The sequence below is a fragment of the Paenibacillus sp. FSL L8-0340 genome (genome assembly GCF_038593145.1).
Classification (GTDB): domain Bacteria; phylum Bacillota; class Bacilli; order Paenibacillales; family Paenibacillaceae; genus Paenibacillus_AQ.
The window spans coordinates 3782186-3800370 of sequence record NZ_CP151967.1 but is presented as its reverse complement, the minus strand read 5'-3'; the positions used below and the strand labels follow the sequence as shown (position 1 = coordinate 3800370).

Below are 18185 nucleotides of genomic sequence, written 5' to 3'. Positions count from 1 at the left end.
CTCCTCTTATTTATTGGCTGCTTTCCACTCGTCGTATTGCTTCTGTGCTTCTGCTATAACTTTATCCAGACCGGCAGCCTTCATCTTGGAGATTGCCTTCGGCAGATGTTCATCCGGGTCGACTGCACCTGTCATGATAGGTGGGTAGAATTCTTTTACGATCGCCGAGATAGACGCCACTTCGGTCTTCACTGGATCAGGGTTAAAATTGAAGCCGAAGCTTGGAGCAACCTTGGCGGAATTGTTGAATTCTTTGAACGCTTCCCATTTATCCGCAGGGTCTTCCTTGTGGCTATAGGTCAGGAAAAGATTGCCTAATGCGAATCCCGGCATCTGGTATCCGTCTTTCATAGCCGGCAGATCTTCAATGACGTCTTCAGAGATCTTCTTGTAATGCGTACCTTCGATACCGTAGTTGATCAGATTGCGCAAATATTTGTCCGTATTGAGCAGGTTCAAGAACATCATCGCACGTTCCGGATTTTTGGAATTCGCCGAGATTGCGTGCATAGAGCCGGTAGCAGAGCCTGTAAAGATTACCGGATCCTGCATCGGAGAGGTCACGATGTCATAACCCGCACTTCTCGACCAGCCCAATTCTGCATAAGGCTGCGTTTGCTCGCGGTCAGCAAACCATTTGCCTGTCTTGATGTTATCAATGCCTTCCAGAGTTGCAACATCTTTGCGCAGATATCCGGCTTGATAGTATTTGCGAATGGTTTTGAGCGAGCTTTTCAGTTCACCGGATTCAAGGATATTGACGTATTTACCATCCGTTGAATTCATATTCATACCAACCGGGAATTCATCGCCCAGGAGGAAGTCGAACGGCATATATGGCTTGAAGCCTTTCGGTACGGCAAGTGGTGTAATGTCAGCCGGCTCGCCTTCCTTGATTTGTTTCAAATAAGGTTCGAGATCCTCTAGGGTGCGGATTTTTGTAATATCCATCTTATACTTGTCGACATACTGTTTGTTGAAACGCCATACCCATTGTGAAGCCAATTCCTTGTTCACCGGCACGGCATAATTTTTGCCATTCACCTGCGATCCGGTCAGGAAACGCGGGTCGAGTTCTTTTATAATATCCTGACCGTATTTTTCCAGCAAATCATTGATTGGCAAAAATGCACCCCGAGTCGCGTTCGGCAGGTAGTCAAAAGCCCAGGATGAGGTAAACGCGATATCGTAATTCTCCCCGGAAGCAGTGATAACTGGTAAACGTTTCGAGTAGTCGCCCCAGTCAATCATTGTGATGTCAACGGTTGCGTTGATTTTGTCTGTCAAATATTTATTCATTTCCTCTTGAACCGTTGGCAGGTCACGCTGTGGACCACCGATCAGGTATACCTTGAGCTTCACCGGGTCCAGCTTATCCCCGGTCTGGTCGCCGGATTCCGTTGGACTAGCCGATTGGGTCTCTGACGGCGTATTCCCATTACTATTTTCCTTCGTGTTGTTGCTGCCACAGCCAGCCAACGTGGAAGCAAGTGCAAACAGAAACACAACCATCAGCAATACCATTTTCTTGGACTTCATATGTCTCCCCCTAATCAATATAAATATCTATTGTCACTGCCCTGGATCGGACAGATTCAACTTATCCAACTTATTCTTTAACCGAACCAATCGTAAGTCCTTGGATAAAATACTTCTGGAAAAACGGATACGCCAGCGCGATTGGCAGCGTAGCCAGCACAACCATCGCCATACGGACCGTTTCTGTCGGCAAGGTCGCAGCAATGTCGTAAGATACTACCTGGCTGCTGTTCTGTACGATGAAGTCCATATTGTTCTGAATCCGGATTAAAAGTGTTTGCAGTGGAATTAAATTTGGATTATCAATATACAGAAGCGCATTGAACCAGTCATTCCAGAAGCCAAGTGTACTGAACAGCCCGATAGTCGCAATACCCGGCAGTGAGATTGGCAGCACAATACGTGTGTAGATGCCAAATTCGGTTGCTCCGTCAATCTTGGCCGATTCGATGATCGCATCCGGTACAGTTGTCGTAAAGAAGGTGCGCATAACGATAATATAGAATGCGTTCAGAATGGATGGGAATATCAGCGCCCAGATGGAATCCCGCAAGTGAAGTACTTGCGTAACGACGATATATCCGGGGACCAGTCCCCCTGAGAACAACATGGTGAAGAAAGCGAGAAAGCTGAAGAACCGGCGCTGGTCAAAGTTCTTGCGTGAAATTGCGTACGCATATGTAGAAACGAGATACAGCGTCAGAACAGTTCCAATGACCGTTACGGCCAGGGTCACGCCCAAGGATTGGACCATTTGTTCACCGGACCGCATTAGAAACCGGTAGGCGTCCAGACTGAGCACCTCAGGCAGGATGCTGAAGCCGTTGATGGCCAACGTCTTCTCGTCCGTAAAGGAAATGATAATGATAAATATAAACGGGAAGATACAGGATAGGGCGAATAAGCACACCCCTACATTAAATATAAAATTCCATAATGGACTAATCGCATTAATGTCCCTGGTCTTCTTCCTGGGAGCATAGAGCAACGATCTCTCCATAGATTCGCTTAAGTCATTCATTGCAGGCACCCCCCTTGCCGATTTTTTTTAGAATACGGCATAATCTTTTTCAATTTTGCGTACAGCGTAATTCGCGAGCAGAACGAGAATCAAACCGACAACGGATTGATAAAGGCCCGTAGCTGTACTCATACCTGTATCGCCCATGATCGTCAGTCCCCGATACACGAATGTGTCGATAACGTTGGTGACCGGATAAAGTGCGCCGGAATCCCGCGGAACCTGGTAGAATAGGCCGAAATCCGAGCGGAAGATGCCGCCCAGTGCCAGAACTGTCAAAATGATCATAAGCGGCCTCAACATCGGCAGTGTAATAAACTTGATCTGATTCCATTTGGTAGCACCGTCGATCATAGCTGCCTCATAATAAGAGCGGTCGATCCCGGCGATTGCTGCAAGATAGACGACACTCCCGTATCCGGCATTTTTCCAGAGACCCAGAAAGATAAGAAAATACGGCCAAAATTTCGTCTCGCTGTACCAACTGACCGGGTCTTCGCCAAAGAAGACAAGGAGCTGATTGAACACGCCCTTTTCTACATTCAGGAACGAGAATACAAAATAGCTAATAATAACCCATGAGAGGAAATACGGCATAAACATCGCGGTTTGGTATAATTTCGCCAGCCGTTTATTTAACAGCTCATTCATAATGATGGCAAGCGTAACCGCGAGAACCAGTCCAAGCATGATCAAACCGACGTTATAAAGAATCGTATTGCGCGTTATGATATAAGCATCGTCGGTCGAGAACAGAAACTCGAAGTTTTTGAAACCGACCCACTCGCTTTTAAAAACGCTTTCAAGAAACCCCCCCGGATGAATCCGGAAATCCTTAAAGGCAATAATCGTCCCAAACATCGGCAAATATGCAAAAATAATAAACCACGCTGCTCCCGGCAATACCAGCAGAAGAAACGCCCTATTCTTCATCAGTTTCTTCAAGATGCCTAGCACGGCTGTCCCTCCTTTGTTTCACTTGTAGCTGAGTTCATCCACTGTTCATCCCCTATAATCAACAATGGTTAACTTCAGCTCATTTGGTGTTTTGGATCTTCCCGTTCACCCCTGTCTTTATTATGAAAGCCGGGCAGCCGCCGAGATAGTTGAAAAATACAATAAAATGATGGATTAATTAAAGATAGCGCATTCATTTCACTAAAAAACACACCTTCGCAAGGTGTGTTTTTTAAAACCTACAGGTTACGGCCTATCTTTTCATATACATCGAACGCAGCTCCGTGGGGGAAACGCCGGCATATTTTTTGAACTGCCTGTAAAAGTAAGATGTATCCCAATAGCCTACCTCCGTAGCTACCTCTGCTGTCTTTTTGTCCGAGTAAAGCAGCAGATGAGTGGCACGTTCAATCCGGTACTGATTTACATATTCGGAAAAGCTGGTGCCCGCCTCCTGTTGAAACAGCTGCCCCAGATAGTTCGGATGAAGGTCCAGTTTCTGGCTGAGCGTCTTCAGCGAAAGCTCCTCTTTGTAGGTGTTTTTTACGAAATCGAGTACAGCCATCACATGCGGGCTATAATCCCTTTCTGTCGCATGGTAGGTATCAAATGTTTGATGGATCACCTTTTTCACCAGCTGCTTCAGCCCGCTGCGAGTATGAATTCTGGATAAGGGACCGAATACGCCTCCGTAATCCGGAGTCTTTTCCAAAGTTTTGGCCGCCAGCATAAGCTGAATTGCGGAGTTGAAGAACGGCGTTCTTGCCGTGTGCCCTTCCTCTGCCTGAACTTCAAAGAAGTCGTCGATGAACCGGTCAACCTCAAGACTTTTCCCGTCCCGGAGCAACTTATGGAATTGATCCATAACGGGCTCCCTTTGCTCATATGCAGGATCGGCTTCTCTTCCGTTGTCCGATATCACTATGAAAGTTTCTGACTCGCCAAACAAATGATTCTGAAGCCACAGCTTCACTTGTTTGCAGCTTTGCGGAAACCCCAGGTAGGATTGCTTGGACGGCCCTTTCACGCCCCATACACAGGCGCCTGTATCAGCGGTGATCCACTGCTGCATTCCGCGAAGCGCATGATATTGCCATCCTTCTTCTTCCATGCCGGTTGAAGCGAACAGCACGATGATATCTCCTTCCTGATCAGGGAAGCAGATGATCTCACAGCCGTGTGGTAATTGGTTTCTGCCTATGATTTCACACTGCTCGGCAATTATGGGTCTGTAAACCTGCGGATCATCCAATTCGTGATCGGTTACGATTCGCAGCGCAGCAGCGCAGTAATTTGACTTGGTCAAGGGGATTTCCAGCAGCTGCGCGCGCTCCCGGAACTCTTTGGCATCAATGGTTTCGTTAGCCCACCGCTGCAATATATTATTCCTCAGAATCCTCCAGCTCTGATCCATTTGAATTTGTCTGATTTCCTCGCGCTCCCAATCATTCTGCATATGCTTAATCGTCGCTTCCAATTCGTCGATATTGACCGGCTTGAGCAAATAGTTCTCGACACCCAGCGTAATGCCTTCCCGCACGTAATTAAATTCCTCATAACCGCTCAGAATGATGAACTTAGTGAGGGGACTACGTACTTTGACCTCACGGATCAGCTCAAGTCCTGTCATCTGGGGCATCATGATGTCCGTGATAACTAGATCTACGGATAAGCCGTCCAGCTTTGCTAGCGCTTCCACACCATTGCGCGCTGTATCTGCAATTTGCATATGATTCGCATTCCAATCGATGATGGACTGCATTCCTTCGACAATGAGTGGCTCGTCATCCACCAGCAATACGTTCCTCATTCGGTTAGTCCTCCCTTGTGAATGGAATTTCGATGATAACCTCACAGCCTTTGTCCTGCTCACTGATCACACGTAATCCAAACTCGCTGCCATAATTCAAACGAATGCGTTCATGTACATTTTTTAGACCCAGGGAGTCACTTGATCGCGAAGGGGCTCCCCCCTCACTTTGCAGCGCTTTGCGCAGTTCTATCAATTTCTCTTGCGCAATACCTTTCCCGTTATCCTTCACACGAATAATGATGTGTCTCTTCTGTTCTGCAGCTGTGATGGAAATCCGGTTATCGTCGTCATCCGCCCGAAAGCCGTGAACGATATAATTTTCGATAATCGGCTGAATCAGCAGTTTAACCACGATACTTCCGGCGACCGGCATCTCGATGTTCGTTTCCACCTGCAGCTTGTTCTCATACCGGTATTGGATCAAGGCCAAATACATCCCGCATAGCTCGATTTCTTCGGCCAAAGTGACATGTGTTTGTTTTTTGATCAAATGCCTGAACATTGTTGCGAGAATATAGATCATTTGACCGACATCCCTGGCCCCTGAACTGATGGCCTTCATGCGTATACTCTCGAGCGTATTGTACAGGAAATGCGGATTGATCTGCGCCTGCAGAGCCACAAGCTGTGCGTTCTTCTGCTTGATCTCCGAGATGTAGACGGTCTGGATATAGGACTCCAGCCGGTCACACATATAGTTAAAGCTTTGCGAGATCTGCTGCAGTTCATCCTCCCCCTCCATTATGATCCGCTTGCTCAAATCGCCATCCTGCCAGCGCCGCATGTAGACGATAATTCTGTGGATTTTTTTGGAGTAGCGGCGGATAACGGTGAACGTCACTGAGATACTGATAATGATGCATAAGACCACGATCCCTGTGAGACTAAAACGTAAGGTTTGAAGGCTCTGTACGATTTGAGACTCTGGAATGATGGCAGCAGCGACCATCCCTGTATTCCCGATATTCAGCAATTGTACTTTGGAGCGTTCTTCCAGATTCACCCAATCGCCCGGCTTAGTCATCTGCTTCCAATACGGATAGACGGTATTATCGTATCGCCCCTGCGAATCAAAAATCACTTGTCCCTGCGACGTGATCAGCATTATCCGACTGCCCGTATTGTTCAATTTTTCCCGCAGCAGCCCTTTAATCCGGCTTGTATTGAGTTCGAACAGGATGGCACCGTATTCCTTCAGCGTCACAGGGTCCTTGAGCACATTCACGTAGCTGTAAGGTGTTGATTCCCCGGCGGCTTTTCCCTCGAACAACGACTCGTTGCCCATATACTGCCAGGGCTGATTCCGGAACCGTTCGTACCAGTTCTGATATGAGGCTGATAACGCCGGTTGATCGTAAAAATGCTGCGTTTCCCGGTTCAGAACGTAATAAAAGTCCTGGTCCGAGCTGTACAGCACGATGTTCGAGATAGATGCTTCCTCCTTCAGCAGCAGGCGTAAATGATAATCAAAGCTGTTGCGCTCCGTCCGGTAGCTGTTTGCATATTGATTCAGACGCCACTTGATGAAGTTCTCATAATCATGAGCCAAGAAATACTTCAGATCATCTCCAATCATCGCATCCGTGTAAATCTGCTGCACCGCTCCATACATCCGTTCGTTCTGCTGATTCAGACTGATGCTGATAATGTCTAGTTCCTGAAGACTCGCATCCATTTGCTCCCGTACGAGCCGCTGCTCATAATAGCGGTAAGCCAAAATAGAGACACTAATAAACAAGAGAACCATGACCATGGAGTAGAACAGGAGGATCTTGTTAAACATTTTTTTCTTCAGATGATTTTGATAAAAGGTCCGGATCTTGGACATTCGCGCCTGACCGCCTCCTTCGGAGCCAATTTTCAACTCAGTGTATCACCGTTCGTTAAATTTGCGCAATAAATAGAATATGCGGTGCCTTCACCTCAACTTTCAATTGTCAAAAGGAAAAGAAACCGCTATAATGAGCGCATTCCCCTATACTATTCACTTTTTATCCCAATTTGGATCTTTCCCTATAAATCATTTCACCCTCCGATAATATGAACTGGGGGTCCACACGATGTTTCTTACCGAAAACAAATTACAGGCACGTATTCATGAATTATCCGTACTCCGTTACCGGGACCGGAAGACCCTGAGCATATTTCTTGCTTGTGAAGACCACCGGGAAGATATAAATCCTACTGTGCCAGGTGCCGAAGCTAATTGGCACGCTATGCACATTAACGAGACCTGGACTGGCCGGGATCTCTATTTGTGGCTGCGTACAGATGCTGAAATTCCTGTATCCTGGGAAAATAAGCGAATCGTCGGCTTGTTCGATTTCGGCGATACGGGAGGCGGCAACAACTCCGGATTTGAATCCCTATTCTATTGGGAAGGCAAGCCTTTTCAAGGCGTCGATTCCAATCATAAGGAAGTATTCCTTCCTGCTTCGGCGGCAGGCCACTCAGCTGAGCTGCTCTTCCGGTTATGGTCCGGTCTTGAAGGAGGCGGACAACCGCGCAATCAGACCCATACCTTCAAACAGGCGGAGCTGTGCTGGCTGGATGAGAAAATAGACGATCTTGTGTTCACCGGAACGGCCATTCTTGAAACCGTAAAAATCCTGGATCCAAATGTGCCGGAGCGGACGAAGCTGCTGCAGGCGCTCCAGCAATCCCTACGCATGATCGACTGGGCAGATTCCGAATCAGAGGCGTTTTTCATCTCTGTCTACGAAGCCAGAGATAATCTTAGCGCCTGTCTGGAAGCCATGGACAAACTATCCGATGTTACCATCACTTGTATTGGCCATACCCATATTGACGTTGCCTGGCTGTGGCGGCTTAAGCATACACGCGAGAAATGTGCACGGTCCTTCTCTACGGTGATGCGGCTGATGGAGATGTTTCCGGAATATGTCTTCCTCCAGACACAGCCCCAGCTATATGAATATGTGAAAGAAGACTACCCGGAGCTGTATGAATCCATCAAGGAGCGCATTGCGGAAGGCCGTTGGGAAGCTGGCGGTGGCATGTGGCTTGAAGCGGACTGCAATCTAACCTCAGGCGAATCTCTGGTTCGGCAATTGCTGATCGGTACACGCTTCCTAAAGGAGGAGTTCGGATCGGAGTGCAGGTACTTATGGTTGCCGGATGTATTCGGCTACAGCTGGTCCCTGCCGCAAATTCTGAAAAAATCGGGCATTCATACGTTCATGACCACGAAAATCAGCTGGAACCAGTATAACCGGATGCCATTCGATACTTTCCATTGGCGCGGCATAGACGGCTCCGAGGTATTGACCCATTTCATCACCACACCTGAACCGTGGTCTGAGCCGGGTTCATGGTTCTACACCTATAACGGGAAGATCATCCCCAAGACGGTTAAAGGAATATGGGATGCCTACCGCGACAAGGAGATGAATCAGGAGCTGCTGCTGTCCTATGGCTATGGTGACGGCGGTGGCGGCGTGAACCGCGAAATGCTCGAGATGCGGCGGCGGCTGGATCTGTTGCCCGGACTCCCAAAGGTAACGACCGGACGTGCAGATGCCTATTTCGAAAAGCTGCAGCAGACGGTAGCGGATACCGATTCATACATCCATACCTGGGACGGCGAATTGTATCTGGAGTATCACCGCGGGACGTATACCAGCCAAGCTTATAACAAACAGATGAACCGTAAGCTCGAACTGGCCTATCGTGAAGCCGAGTGGCTGAATGCCCTGCAAAGCATTTTGCAGAAAGACTGGAATCTGTATCAAGCCAAACCGCTGACCTCCGGATGGAAAATCATTCTGCGCAACCAGTTCCATGACATCATTCCGGGCTCATCCATCCGTGAGGTGTACGAAGACAGTACAGTCGAATACGAGGAAGCGTGGCAGATCGGCAGTCAGATCGACACACAAGCCCGGGCTGCAATCGCAGCAGGGAAAACGGCAGGCAGTTTCTCGGTGTGGAATTCCTCACCATGGAATATTACGGAGCTTGTAGCTATTCCCGCTTCGGCCGGAATGGAGCAGGGATATTGGTTAAGCGATGCCGGGCTATGCTTGAATGCACAGCTGGATACAGGCATTTGGTATATTGAAGTGCAAGATATTCCTTCGCTCGGGTATACAACCATACATTTCCATGGCGAAGCTGAATCTATCAATTCGGAGTTGTCTCCATTCAGCCATACAGAACTTGGAATACAAACCCCTTTTTATCAATTGGCATGGAACGAAGCCGGGCAGTTGACCCGCATTTACGATAAAGCAGCACGACGGGAAGTACTGGCCAAGGGTGCTAACGGCAACCTATTACAGGTGTTTGAGGATAAACCTCTGGCACATGAAGCTTGGGATATTGATATCTTCTATCAGGAAAAAATGACTGAGATTCGAGATTGCTCAGCAATCCAAGTGATTGAGACCGGGCCGCTTCGGGCCGTCATCCGCTTCAATTGGCAGTACCGTAATTCTACAATTACGCAGAACCTGATTGTCTATGCCGGGAACCGGCGCATCGACTATGTGACCGAAGTAGATTGGCACGAGAAGCAGCAATTGCTGAAGGTGGCTTTCCCCGTCGGCATCCGCTCTACTGAGGCAACCTATGACATTCAGTTCGGCAACGTGAAACGGCCGACACATTGGAATACGAGCTGGGATTGGGCGCGCTTCGAGTCTGTCGGGCATCAGTGGGCAGATTTGTCCGACAAGGGTTATGGTGTCAGCCTGTTGAACGACTCCAAATACGGTTATGATATTAAAAACAATGTCCTGCGGCTCACGTTGATCAAAAGCGCTACTCATCCTGATCCGCATGCCGATCAGGGGCTGCATCGCTTCACCTATGCCCTTCTACCGCATCAAGGAGATTGGCTGACCGGTCAGACCGTCAAGCAAGCCTGGTTCCTGAATGCCCCGATTCGCTATACGGAGGGACATGCAGAGCAGCCAAGCCGCTCCATGTTCGCCTTGTCCGGCGATACGGCTATGATCTCTGCTGTCAAAAAAGCAGAGGATTCAGACTGCCTCATCGTGCGTATTCACGATTACTCCGGAAGCTCCAACATGCTGGAGCTGACGAGCAGCCTGCAAATTCATGGATGGAGAGAAACGAACTTGATGGAACAACCAGATGGCGAAATGCATAACGATGCTGGCATCTGCTTCGTCCTTGAACCTTATGAGATTAAAACCTTTGAAATCGACCTGCGATGCTAATTGTTATGTAACGATGGCTTTCCTCTAGGATACAGAACAAGGCGAACTCCTGTGAGTTCGCCTTGTTCTAATGTTCAGCCTAATTTATGGATTGCAATTTTATAGGACAGTAACTCCCCGCCTTCACAAAAGAACGATAAACCCAATGCGTCGGAGGAAGGATAGATCAAATCCGTTATCGCGAGGATTCCATCGTTGGCAAAGACTTCGACGGATGACCGGTCTACTATAAGTTGAAATTTCACGCACTGCTGGCTGGACTGTAATTTTGCTTGATGTCTACCCGAAAAAGCCTCATGAAAATCAATATTTCCGGAACGAGTACGATCGATAAATAAGCTTTCTTCTTTAACGGAGTAACCGACGACTGTTGCCTCCTGGCCCGAGGCTCTGATCTTGAAGCCTATAGAATCCACGGTCGCAGTCCATTTGAATTCGGCAACAAGCTCATAGGTTTCTAATTCCATGCCTTCGCAAATTGAATCGAGCTCAGCAGAGGAACTCCCTTCCGATTCAATCTGAGGCACCCGGATAGATTCCAATTCATTGACGGGATGCTGAATCAATGTAATACCGCCGTTCCTCGTTTCCAAAGTCAGTACCCTTGGAAATGTCATGGCTCCCCTCCATCCTTCAGTTGGAGTTTCGCCTGCATATTTCCAATTGTTCATCCAGCCGATATAAATCCGGCGTCCATCTTCAGCCGAGACGTCAGACCAGCTTACGCCAGCGTAATTGTCCTTTCCATAATCGATCCAACGAGTCGTTTGAGAGGATTGATCCGGTATGAAAGCTAACCCGTCAAAGTGTCCGGTGAAATACTGGGTTCTAGACCCTTCCGGAATATGTGGCTCATTTCCAATACTCACGAACATGACCCATTTCAATGCCGTCTCCTCTCCGTCAACGGGTAATGCAAATAAATCCGGACACTCCCAAACACCGTCATGCGAACCCATCCCTTGCCCAAACTCGCTGCTGAAGCTCCATTCTTTCAGGTTGGGAGAACGGTATAAACAAACGGTTTGACCACTGGCAACAATCATCACCCACTGCTCAGTTTCTTTGTGCCAGAACACCTTAGGATCCCGGAAATCAATATGCTTATCCGAAGTAAGGACGGGATTCCCTTCATACTTAATCCAAGTTCTTCCCTCATCTCTACTGAAGGCAATACTTTGTTTCTCTATTGAAATCCCTCCAGGAGAATGGGCGTGATGCGTGAAAATAGCGACAAGACCGGGTTCCCCGTCAAAGAAACCGGTTGAATCGTTCCAATCCACCACTGCACTACCTGAAAAAATCATTCCCAGCTCATCGGATGCAAGTGCAACAGGGAGATGCTCCCAAGTGATCAGGTCTTTACTCACTGCATGTCCCCAGTGCATCGGTCCCCAACTGGTTCCATGAGGGTGATGCTGATAGAAGAGGTGGTATTCCCCCTTGAAATAAACCAGACCATTCGGATCGTTCATCCAATTCGCTGGCGGACTAAAATGGAACTTGGGTCTGTATTTCTCTGCTTGTATAACTTCAGATGACATCTCTTCTCTCCTCATAACTTAGTTTTATCTCTATAACGTACTGGTCTTATCGAAACAATGAGTTCTGTTTTTGACAGAACTCATTGTTGTTCAATATTCTCTTAACGTGTTACTTATCTAACGACTGCTGGATCTCTTTCGTGACCTGATCGCCGCCTTGAGATTTCCACTTGCTTACGAACTCATCAAATGCGCTGATTGGAGCTTGGCCTACGATAATTTTGGAAAAGGTTTCATACTCCAGCTTGCTGAGATTCGACCAACGTTTTTCCATTGTTTTGGTTTGCTCATAGGTTAAGGTGTTTACGAACTGGAATTTACCTTCCACGTACGGCTTCAAACCTACGCCAAATGCCCAAACCGTACCGAAATCGTCCGCTTTTGCTCCGGAGAAATCCCAGCCCGAGATGCTCATATTATCAAATGGTTCCGTTTTGGAAGCGATAATCTTACTGAATGCATCATCAGTGTAAGCATCGAAGTCTTGGAAATACGTATGAATCTCATCCGCTGTCTTTTTGCCTTCGAGATAATTGGTTGTCTCTTTCAGGACCATGGCAGGACCATCAGCCATGGAGAAGGTTTGGTACATCGGGAATGAAGCATCTCCCAGTACCTTTTGCTCTGCCGGATCAACATGTTTGTAAAGACCATCTTTATAAATATTAAGCATTTTGATAACGGCTTCAGGGTTTTTGTTATCCTTACTGATGACTGTAAAGGTACGGGCAGCGTTGCCTCCCTTCGCCAAGTAGATTCCATCACTGCCGGAGGCCAGTGAATAAGGCTGCCAGTTCGCGGTTTTGTCATTCTTCCAGCTGTTTCCAAGATCACCGAACGGGAACCACCAAGGACCAAAGAACAACCCTGCCTTATTGTTCGACACCAGTTCTTCCGTCTTCGAAGTGAGCATGCCTTGTGAAATCAACCCTGCCTTGTACATATCGGCTAATTTCTGCAGTGCTGTTTTAGTTTCAGGCACAATGGATCCATAGACAGCCTTACCTTCACTGTCTTTGACCCAGATGCCTGGGAAGGAATTGAACGCAGCGAAAATTTGATCAAAGTGATAAGCGAAGTTAGAATTCGTCATGTCTTGATATAATTTACCGTCAATCGAAGGACCTGCAAGTCCAACCGAATCTGCCTTTCCGTTTCCGTCTGGATCTTGCTCAACGAAAGCTTTTGCAACGGCTTCCAGCTCTTGCAAATTCGTAGGCGCTTTCAATTTTAATTTATCCAGCCAGTCTTGGCGAACCCACATCACGGACAGGAAATCCGGCATTGGGTTTGAGGAAGGAATGGCATACATTTTACCGTCTTCTTTAACTAAGCTGTCAAAGAGTTCTTGGTTAGACTTGTACACTTCTTTTGTTTTCGTGCTCGCATATTTTTCCCAGACTTCGGAAATGTCCATTGCTAAGCCTGCTTTAACGATCGCTTTGTATTCTGTATAAGTCAGCTCGGTCAAGTAATCCGGAATTTCTCCGGTTGCGATCCCAAGATCAACCTTTTGGTGATAATCTGTGCCTGAATTAGATGCGGTAAAAGCATTTTTAATTTCAATATTGAATTTTGTCTTCAGCATTCTCGTATACGCATTGTCATCTACGTCTTGGCCGTCAGGGTACTTCTGGTTCGGATCGAGCGGGACTCCTCTTGTAAGTGTGGTTAACTGAGGTTGTTTTCCAAGAGGTTCTGCCGGTACTTCTGCAGCACTATTCTTTGAAGTAGAATTAGAACTGTTTTCCGAAGAAGACTTGCCATTGTCAGCATTTCCAGTACACGCCGTGAGAGACCCCATGAGTAGCAAAGCGAACGACAAAGTTGCAGCATAAACCTTTTTGTTTTTCATCTGCATATAACTCCCCTTTTGTTTTTTATGTTCAAGGATTTCTCCTCGGACAACATCCATAAACTACAAGTTAACCTTTTACGGAACCAAGCGTGATGCCTTTCACGAAATATCTCTGCAAGAACGGGTAGATTATCAGTACAGGAATCATCGCTACGAAAATTTTGGCTGCATTCAACGAATCGTTATTCAATTTGGACAAACGATTCATTTGCTCAAGGGACATGGAAGCCATTTGCTGCAGATTAGTGGAAACTACGAGTTGCTGGATATAGGTTTGTAACGGATAACTTTCTTCACGGGTGGAGAGAACCATGCCTTGGAAGAAGTCATTCCAGTATCCCACCATGGTAAACAAAACAACGGTAGCCAGTACGGGTTTTAATAGAGGTAATAATATGCTGAACAGGTATCTCCAAGGTCCAGACCCATCTATCTTGGCTGCTTCCTCCAGTTCCTCCGGCAAATTCTTAACGAAGTTCATAATCAAGATCAAGTTGAATATCGGGACTCCACCACATAATACTAATCCCCAGATGTTATCGATCAGATTATATGATTTCAGAGTAATGAACCAAGGAATCAACCCGCCGTTAAAGAGCATGCAGAATACGAATAGCCACATCAGAAGGTTGCGTCCCGGAAAAAGCTTACTCGACTTTGATAAAGGATAGGCAGCAAGTACTAATGCCAGCATCGTGAAAGCGGAGCCCAAAATAACGCGTTCGAACGATACAAATATTGCTCTAAAAAACTTAGATTCGGACAGAATCACTTGAAATGAATACAAGTTGAATCCGATAGGATAAAAAAACACATTGCCTGCCTGGACCGCCGCCTTGTCACTCAGAGCGATCATTAGGCAATACCATATGGGTACTAAGCAAAGCAGTGTCATTAACAAAAGGAATACTAGATTGAAAATGTCGAAAGCCCTCGACCCCAGTGATCTGTTTTCTACCAACTTTCTCCCTCCTAGATTAGAATATTCGATACCCTAAAAGCTTCTTGGCTAACAGATAACCGTTAACAATAAGAATAAAGCTGACGACCGATTTCAATAATCCGACCGCTGTACCCAAGCTGAAGTCCAAATCTTGTAAACCGGCGCGATAAACATAGGTGTCGATAATATCACCCGTGCTGTACACCAGCGGATTATATAAGTTGAACACTTGGTCGAAACCAGCATCGAGAACGCTGCCGAGTGACAAAATGGCTAAAAGAACAACGGTTGTGCGGATTCCCGGCAAAGTAATATGCCATAATTTTCTCCAGCGGCTTGCCCCATCAATACCTGCCGCTTCATAGAGAGTACCGTCAATGCCTGCTAAGGCAGCCAAATAAATGATGGAGTTGTAGCCGAAGTTTTTCCACACATCTGAACCGATAATAAATCCTCTGAATAAACCAGCCTGCTGGAAAAATTGAACCGGTTCAAATCCGAACATTTCCAACACCCGGTTGAATGGGCCATTGAAGCCAAAGATTTGAATCATGATCCCTGACAAAATAACCCATGATAAGAAGTGCGGCAAATAGACACTAGTTTGAACGAACTTAACCATGTATTTTTGGCGAAGTTCATTAAGCATAAGAGCGAAAATGAGAGGAATGAGCAAATTCCCTGAAATTTTCCCCAATGCTATGATAAGCGTATTGATTAAGGCCTGACGCACATCGTCTAACTCAAGCATGTACCGAAAATTCTCTAATCCGACAAATTCTGAATGAAGAAAACCGGCACCCGGATTATAATCCTGGAAAGCCATTACAACTCCGAACATAGGAACGATTTGAAACATGATCAACCAAACCAAAGCCGGAATGAGCATGAACCAATAATGCTTGATTTCTGAATTTTTCTTTAGCCTTAATGGCATATTTTTCAGTTTAGACCCCACCACTAAGTTTCCTCCTTTATGCATATTTAACATATAAAGCACTTACATATATTGTCACATTCGCTATAAGAACAACGTTCTATAGCGAATATTGTAACCTTAAGTGGTCCCGCCTTTTCTGAAGGTTACCGGTAGGCGGTAGAGATCCTTATGAAGCTCCACGCCCTCTACTTTTTGGATTAGTAGACGTACTGCCGTCCGGGCCATTTCTTCAACAGGTTGTACAATGGTGGACAAGAAAGGATAAAACAAATCTTCTTTCTGAATTCCGTCATAACCTACTACCTTCACGTCTTCAGGAACATGGATTCCGTGTTCCCGTGCCCGCTTAATATATCGAGCCGCCAGCATGTCACCATTCACAAACACCCCGTCAACTTCTTTATACTGTGCAGCCGTTAAGATCTGATCAAGATGGGGGTTCAATAGATCCTCGTCGAGATCAGGAATTTCATAATCGGCTTGGGGCAGTCCCAGCTCCTTGGCAGCATCCATAAAACCGACTTTTCTCAAATCCACTTCGCCCCGGATTGACGTCGCAATATAACCTAGGTAAGCCGGATGCCGTACCCCTGCCTTGTGCAACTCTTGTAACGCGATACGCCCGCCGTTATAGTTATCCGAGGTGACGCAGGAAATCTCATCTTTGAAATGGCGGTCTATTGAAACCAGCGGGATGTCTTTGACAACACTATGTTCGATATCGTTGTAAGTAATGGCTATGATCCCTGCGACCTTATTCTGGTTCAGGATATCAAAATAATATATTTCTTTTTCGGGCTTGCCCTTGCTGTTGCAGAGAATCAATTTGTAGTCATGACGATCCAATTCATCTTCAATATAGTAGGCAAGCTCGGAAAAGAAGGGATGCCTTATTGTAGGAAGCAAAAGTGCAATCATCATAGACTTCTGCATCTTAAAATTTCTTGCCACCTCATTTGGTACATAATTTATTTCTTTGATCGCAGCTAGTACCTTCTCGCGGGTTTCCTGTTTGACTGAAGGGTGATTGTTAATGACTCTGGAAACGGTCCCAACTGCAACGCCGGCAATATCAGCAACCTCCTTAATACTAGCCATGTTGCACCTGCCTTTCTATTTGGAAACGTTTCATTCACTAAATGAAACGTTTCATTTACTTGTTGGATTTATTCTATCACCATTTTGGAAACGTTTCAATAGGATATTTTATTTTTTTTAATGCATCAAATATCTGCTCATTTGCCTGATGGGCAGATTAAAAAGCTTCCCGTCTTGCGGCGGGAAGCTTTACTTAAGACCGCTATAATTTTGTGATCTCGGTTTGCATCTAAGCTAAATGTCCGTTCCCCCTACTCGTCTCAGCTTGCTTGCCCCATGAACTCCCTGAAGTCTTCAACGATTTCTTTGGATTTGGTGTGGTGTAAATAATGCTCTGCATCGAGTTTTATGACTTTTCCACGTACAGAGTCTTTGGCCTGCGCTTCATGTAGTGGTATCCAGTTTTCAACAGATTTATTATCTGCTTGGATAAACAATAGAACGGGAAGATTTTTCGGGAATTTCAACTGTTGAGCCGCTTTAAAATTAGAAGAAATATTTTTCATTTCATTTAAGGTAGTGTCATTATTATTATTTTTATTTGCAATCATTTTCGATTGCTCTACGGTGTGAGCATCAAAGGGTAACGAAGCATAGGGGTCCTCCCCTACTTTTTTGATCAATCTTAAGAGACCGGATTTATTGAGGAATTTAAACGTTTTTAATGGGAATCCAGCATCCATTCCGCCTTGGGTTGGCACACTGTTATCGATTCCGATAAATGCATTTACTTCGTTTGGATATTTGTTAACATAATTCAATCCGTAAATACCTGCAATGGAATGGCCCATTAGCGTAAACCGGTCAATATTGAGCTGCTGCAAAGCTTCATGGACTTCAGTTGCCATATTGTCTGCGGTCCGCTCCTTATCGGTTTCATCACTTAATCCATAGCCGAACGGCTCAACCACGACAACTTTGTAGAACGGAGATAGTTCATCTACAAGCAGCTTAAAATCAAGTGCTGGAGCTGCTGTTCCAAAACCCGGCAGGAGCACGACTGTCTCTTCGCCTTCCCCTTGGATCAGCACATTCATATGTTTTCCGTCTACAGATACTAACTGGCCATAAGGTTCTATTTTCCCTTGTTCAATTTTGTTACAAACCAGATTAACGATAAAAACAACGGCTAGAAACAGTACCATTAATCCTGCTAAAGCTCCTATAGATTTAAGGATTATGCGAAGTGGTTTGCGCATCCTTTTTTTTGTACCCTCTTCTTCTCGTTTCACACTCATCTTCTCCTGTCCTTATCTGTGTATTGGACT

12 protein-coding genes are annotated in these 18185 nt (G+C 46.1%); 1 reads left to right on the top strand and 11 read right to left on the bottom strand.

The features are described from left to right. Positions 1-6: 6 nt before the first annotated feature. The 5 genes from NST07_RS17015 to NST07_RS16995 form a co-directional block, all read right to left on the bottom strand. A complete protein-coding gene (locus tag NST07_RS17015; RefSeq protein ID WP_341093270.1) occupies positions 7-1539 on the bottom strand; it encodes an ABC transporter substrate-binding protein in 1533 nt (510 codons plus the stop codon). Between the two features lie 70 nt (positions 1540-1609). Next, the gene (locus NST07_RS17010) at positions 1610-2560 is read right to left on the bottom strand and encodes a carbohydrate ABC transporter permease (protein WP_341378664.1); all 951 of its coding nucleotides are present in this window, start codon (positions 2558-2560) and stop codon (positions 1610-1612) included. Between the two features lie 27 nt (positions 2561-2587). Continuing rightward, positions 2588-3517, bottom strand: coding sequence for an ABC transporter permease subunit (locus tag NST07_RS17005; protein WP_341093267.1), 930 nt, complete (start codon positions 3515-3517; stop codon positions 2588-2590). 253 nt (positions 3518-3770) lie between these two features. Continuing rightward, positions 3771-5327 (bottom strand): response regulator transcription factor, encoded by a 1557-nt coding sequence (locus NST07_RS17000; RefSeq protein WP_342479816.1) that lies wholly within the window; start codon positions 5325-5327, stop codon positions 3771-3773. 4 nt (positions 5328-5331) lie between these two features. After that, positions 5332-7158: a histidine kinase gene (locus tag NST07_RS16995; protein WP_342479815.1), complete on the bottom strand. Its 1827-nt coding sequence runs from the start codon at positions 7156-7158 to the stop codon at positions 5332-5334. Between the two features lie 232 nt (positions 7159-7390). On the opposite strand from NST07_RS16995, the gene NST07_RS16990 reads away from it, so the two are divergent. Next, complete coding sequence (locus NST07_RS16990) at positions 7391-10534, top strand: alpha-mannosidase (RefSeq protein WP_342479814.1); 3144 nt, start codon at positions 7391-7393, stop codon at positions 10532-10534. A 74-nt stretch (positions 10535-10608) separates the two neighbouring features. On the opposite strand, the gene NST07_RS16985 is transcribed toward NST07_RS16990, so the two are convergent. The 6 genes from NST07_RS16985 to NST07_RS16960 all read right to left on the bottom strand — a co-directional run bounded on the left by NST07_RS16985 (position 10609) and on the right by NST07_RS16960 (position 18155). Continuing rightward, complete coding sequence (locus NST07_RS16985; RefSeq protein ID WP_342479813.1) at positions 10609-12078, bottom strand: glycoside hydrolase family 32 protein; 1470 nt, start codon at positions 12076-12078, stop codon at positions 10609-10611. A 109-nt stretch (positions 12079-12187) separates the two neighbouring features. After that, entirely contained in the window at positions 12188-13933 is a 1746-nt protein-coding gene (locus tag NST07_RS16980) for a hypothetical protein (RefSeq protein ID WP_341378656.1), read from the bottom strand. 70 nt (positions 13934-14003) lie between these two features. Then, the gene (locus tag NST07_RS16975; RefSeq protein ID WP_341093256.1) at positions 14004-14792 is read right to left on the bottom strand and encodes a carbohydrate ABC transporter permease; all 789 of its coding nucleotides are present in this window, start codon (positions 14790-14792) and stop codon (positions 14004-14006) included. A gap of 121 nt (positions 14793-14913) precedes the next feature. After that, complete coding sequence (locus tag NST07_RS16970) at positions 14914-15816, bottom strand: ABC transporter permease subunit (protein ID WP_340899813.1); 903 nt, start codon at positions 15814-15816, stop codon at positions 14914-14916. A 120-nt stretch (positions 15817-15936) separates the two neighbouring features. Beyond that, on the bottom strand, positions 15937-16917 hold the full coding sequence (locus NST07_RS16965; protein ID WP_341093254.1) for a LacI family DNA-binding transcriptional regulator: 981 nt from the start codon (positions 16915-16917) through the stop codon (positions 15937-15939). Positions 16918-17177: 260 nt separating this feature from the next. Further along, positions 17178-18155: an alpha/beta hydrolase gene (locus NST07_RS16960; RefSeq protein ID WP_341093253.1), complete on the bottom strand. Its 978-nt coding sequence runs from the start codon at positions 18153-18155 to the stop codon at positions 17178-17180. Positions 18156-18185 lie beyond the last annotated feature (30 nt).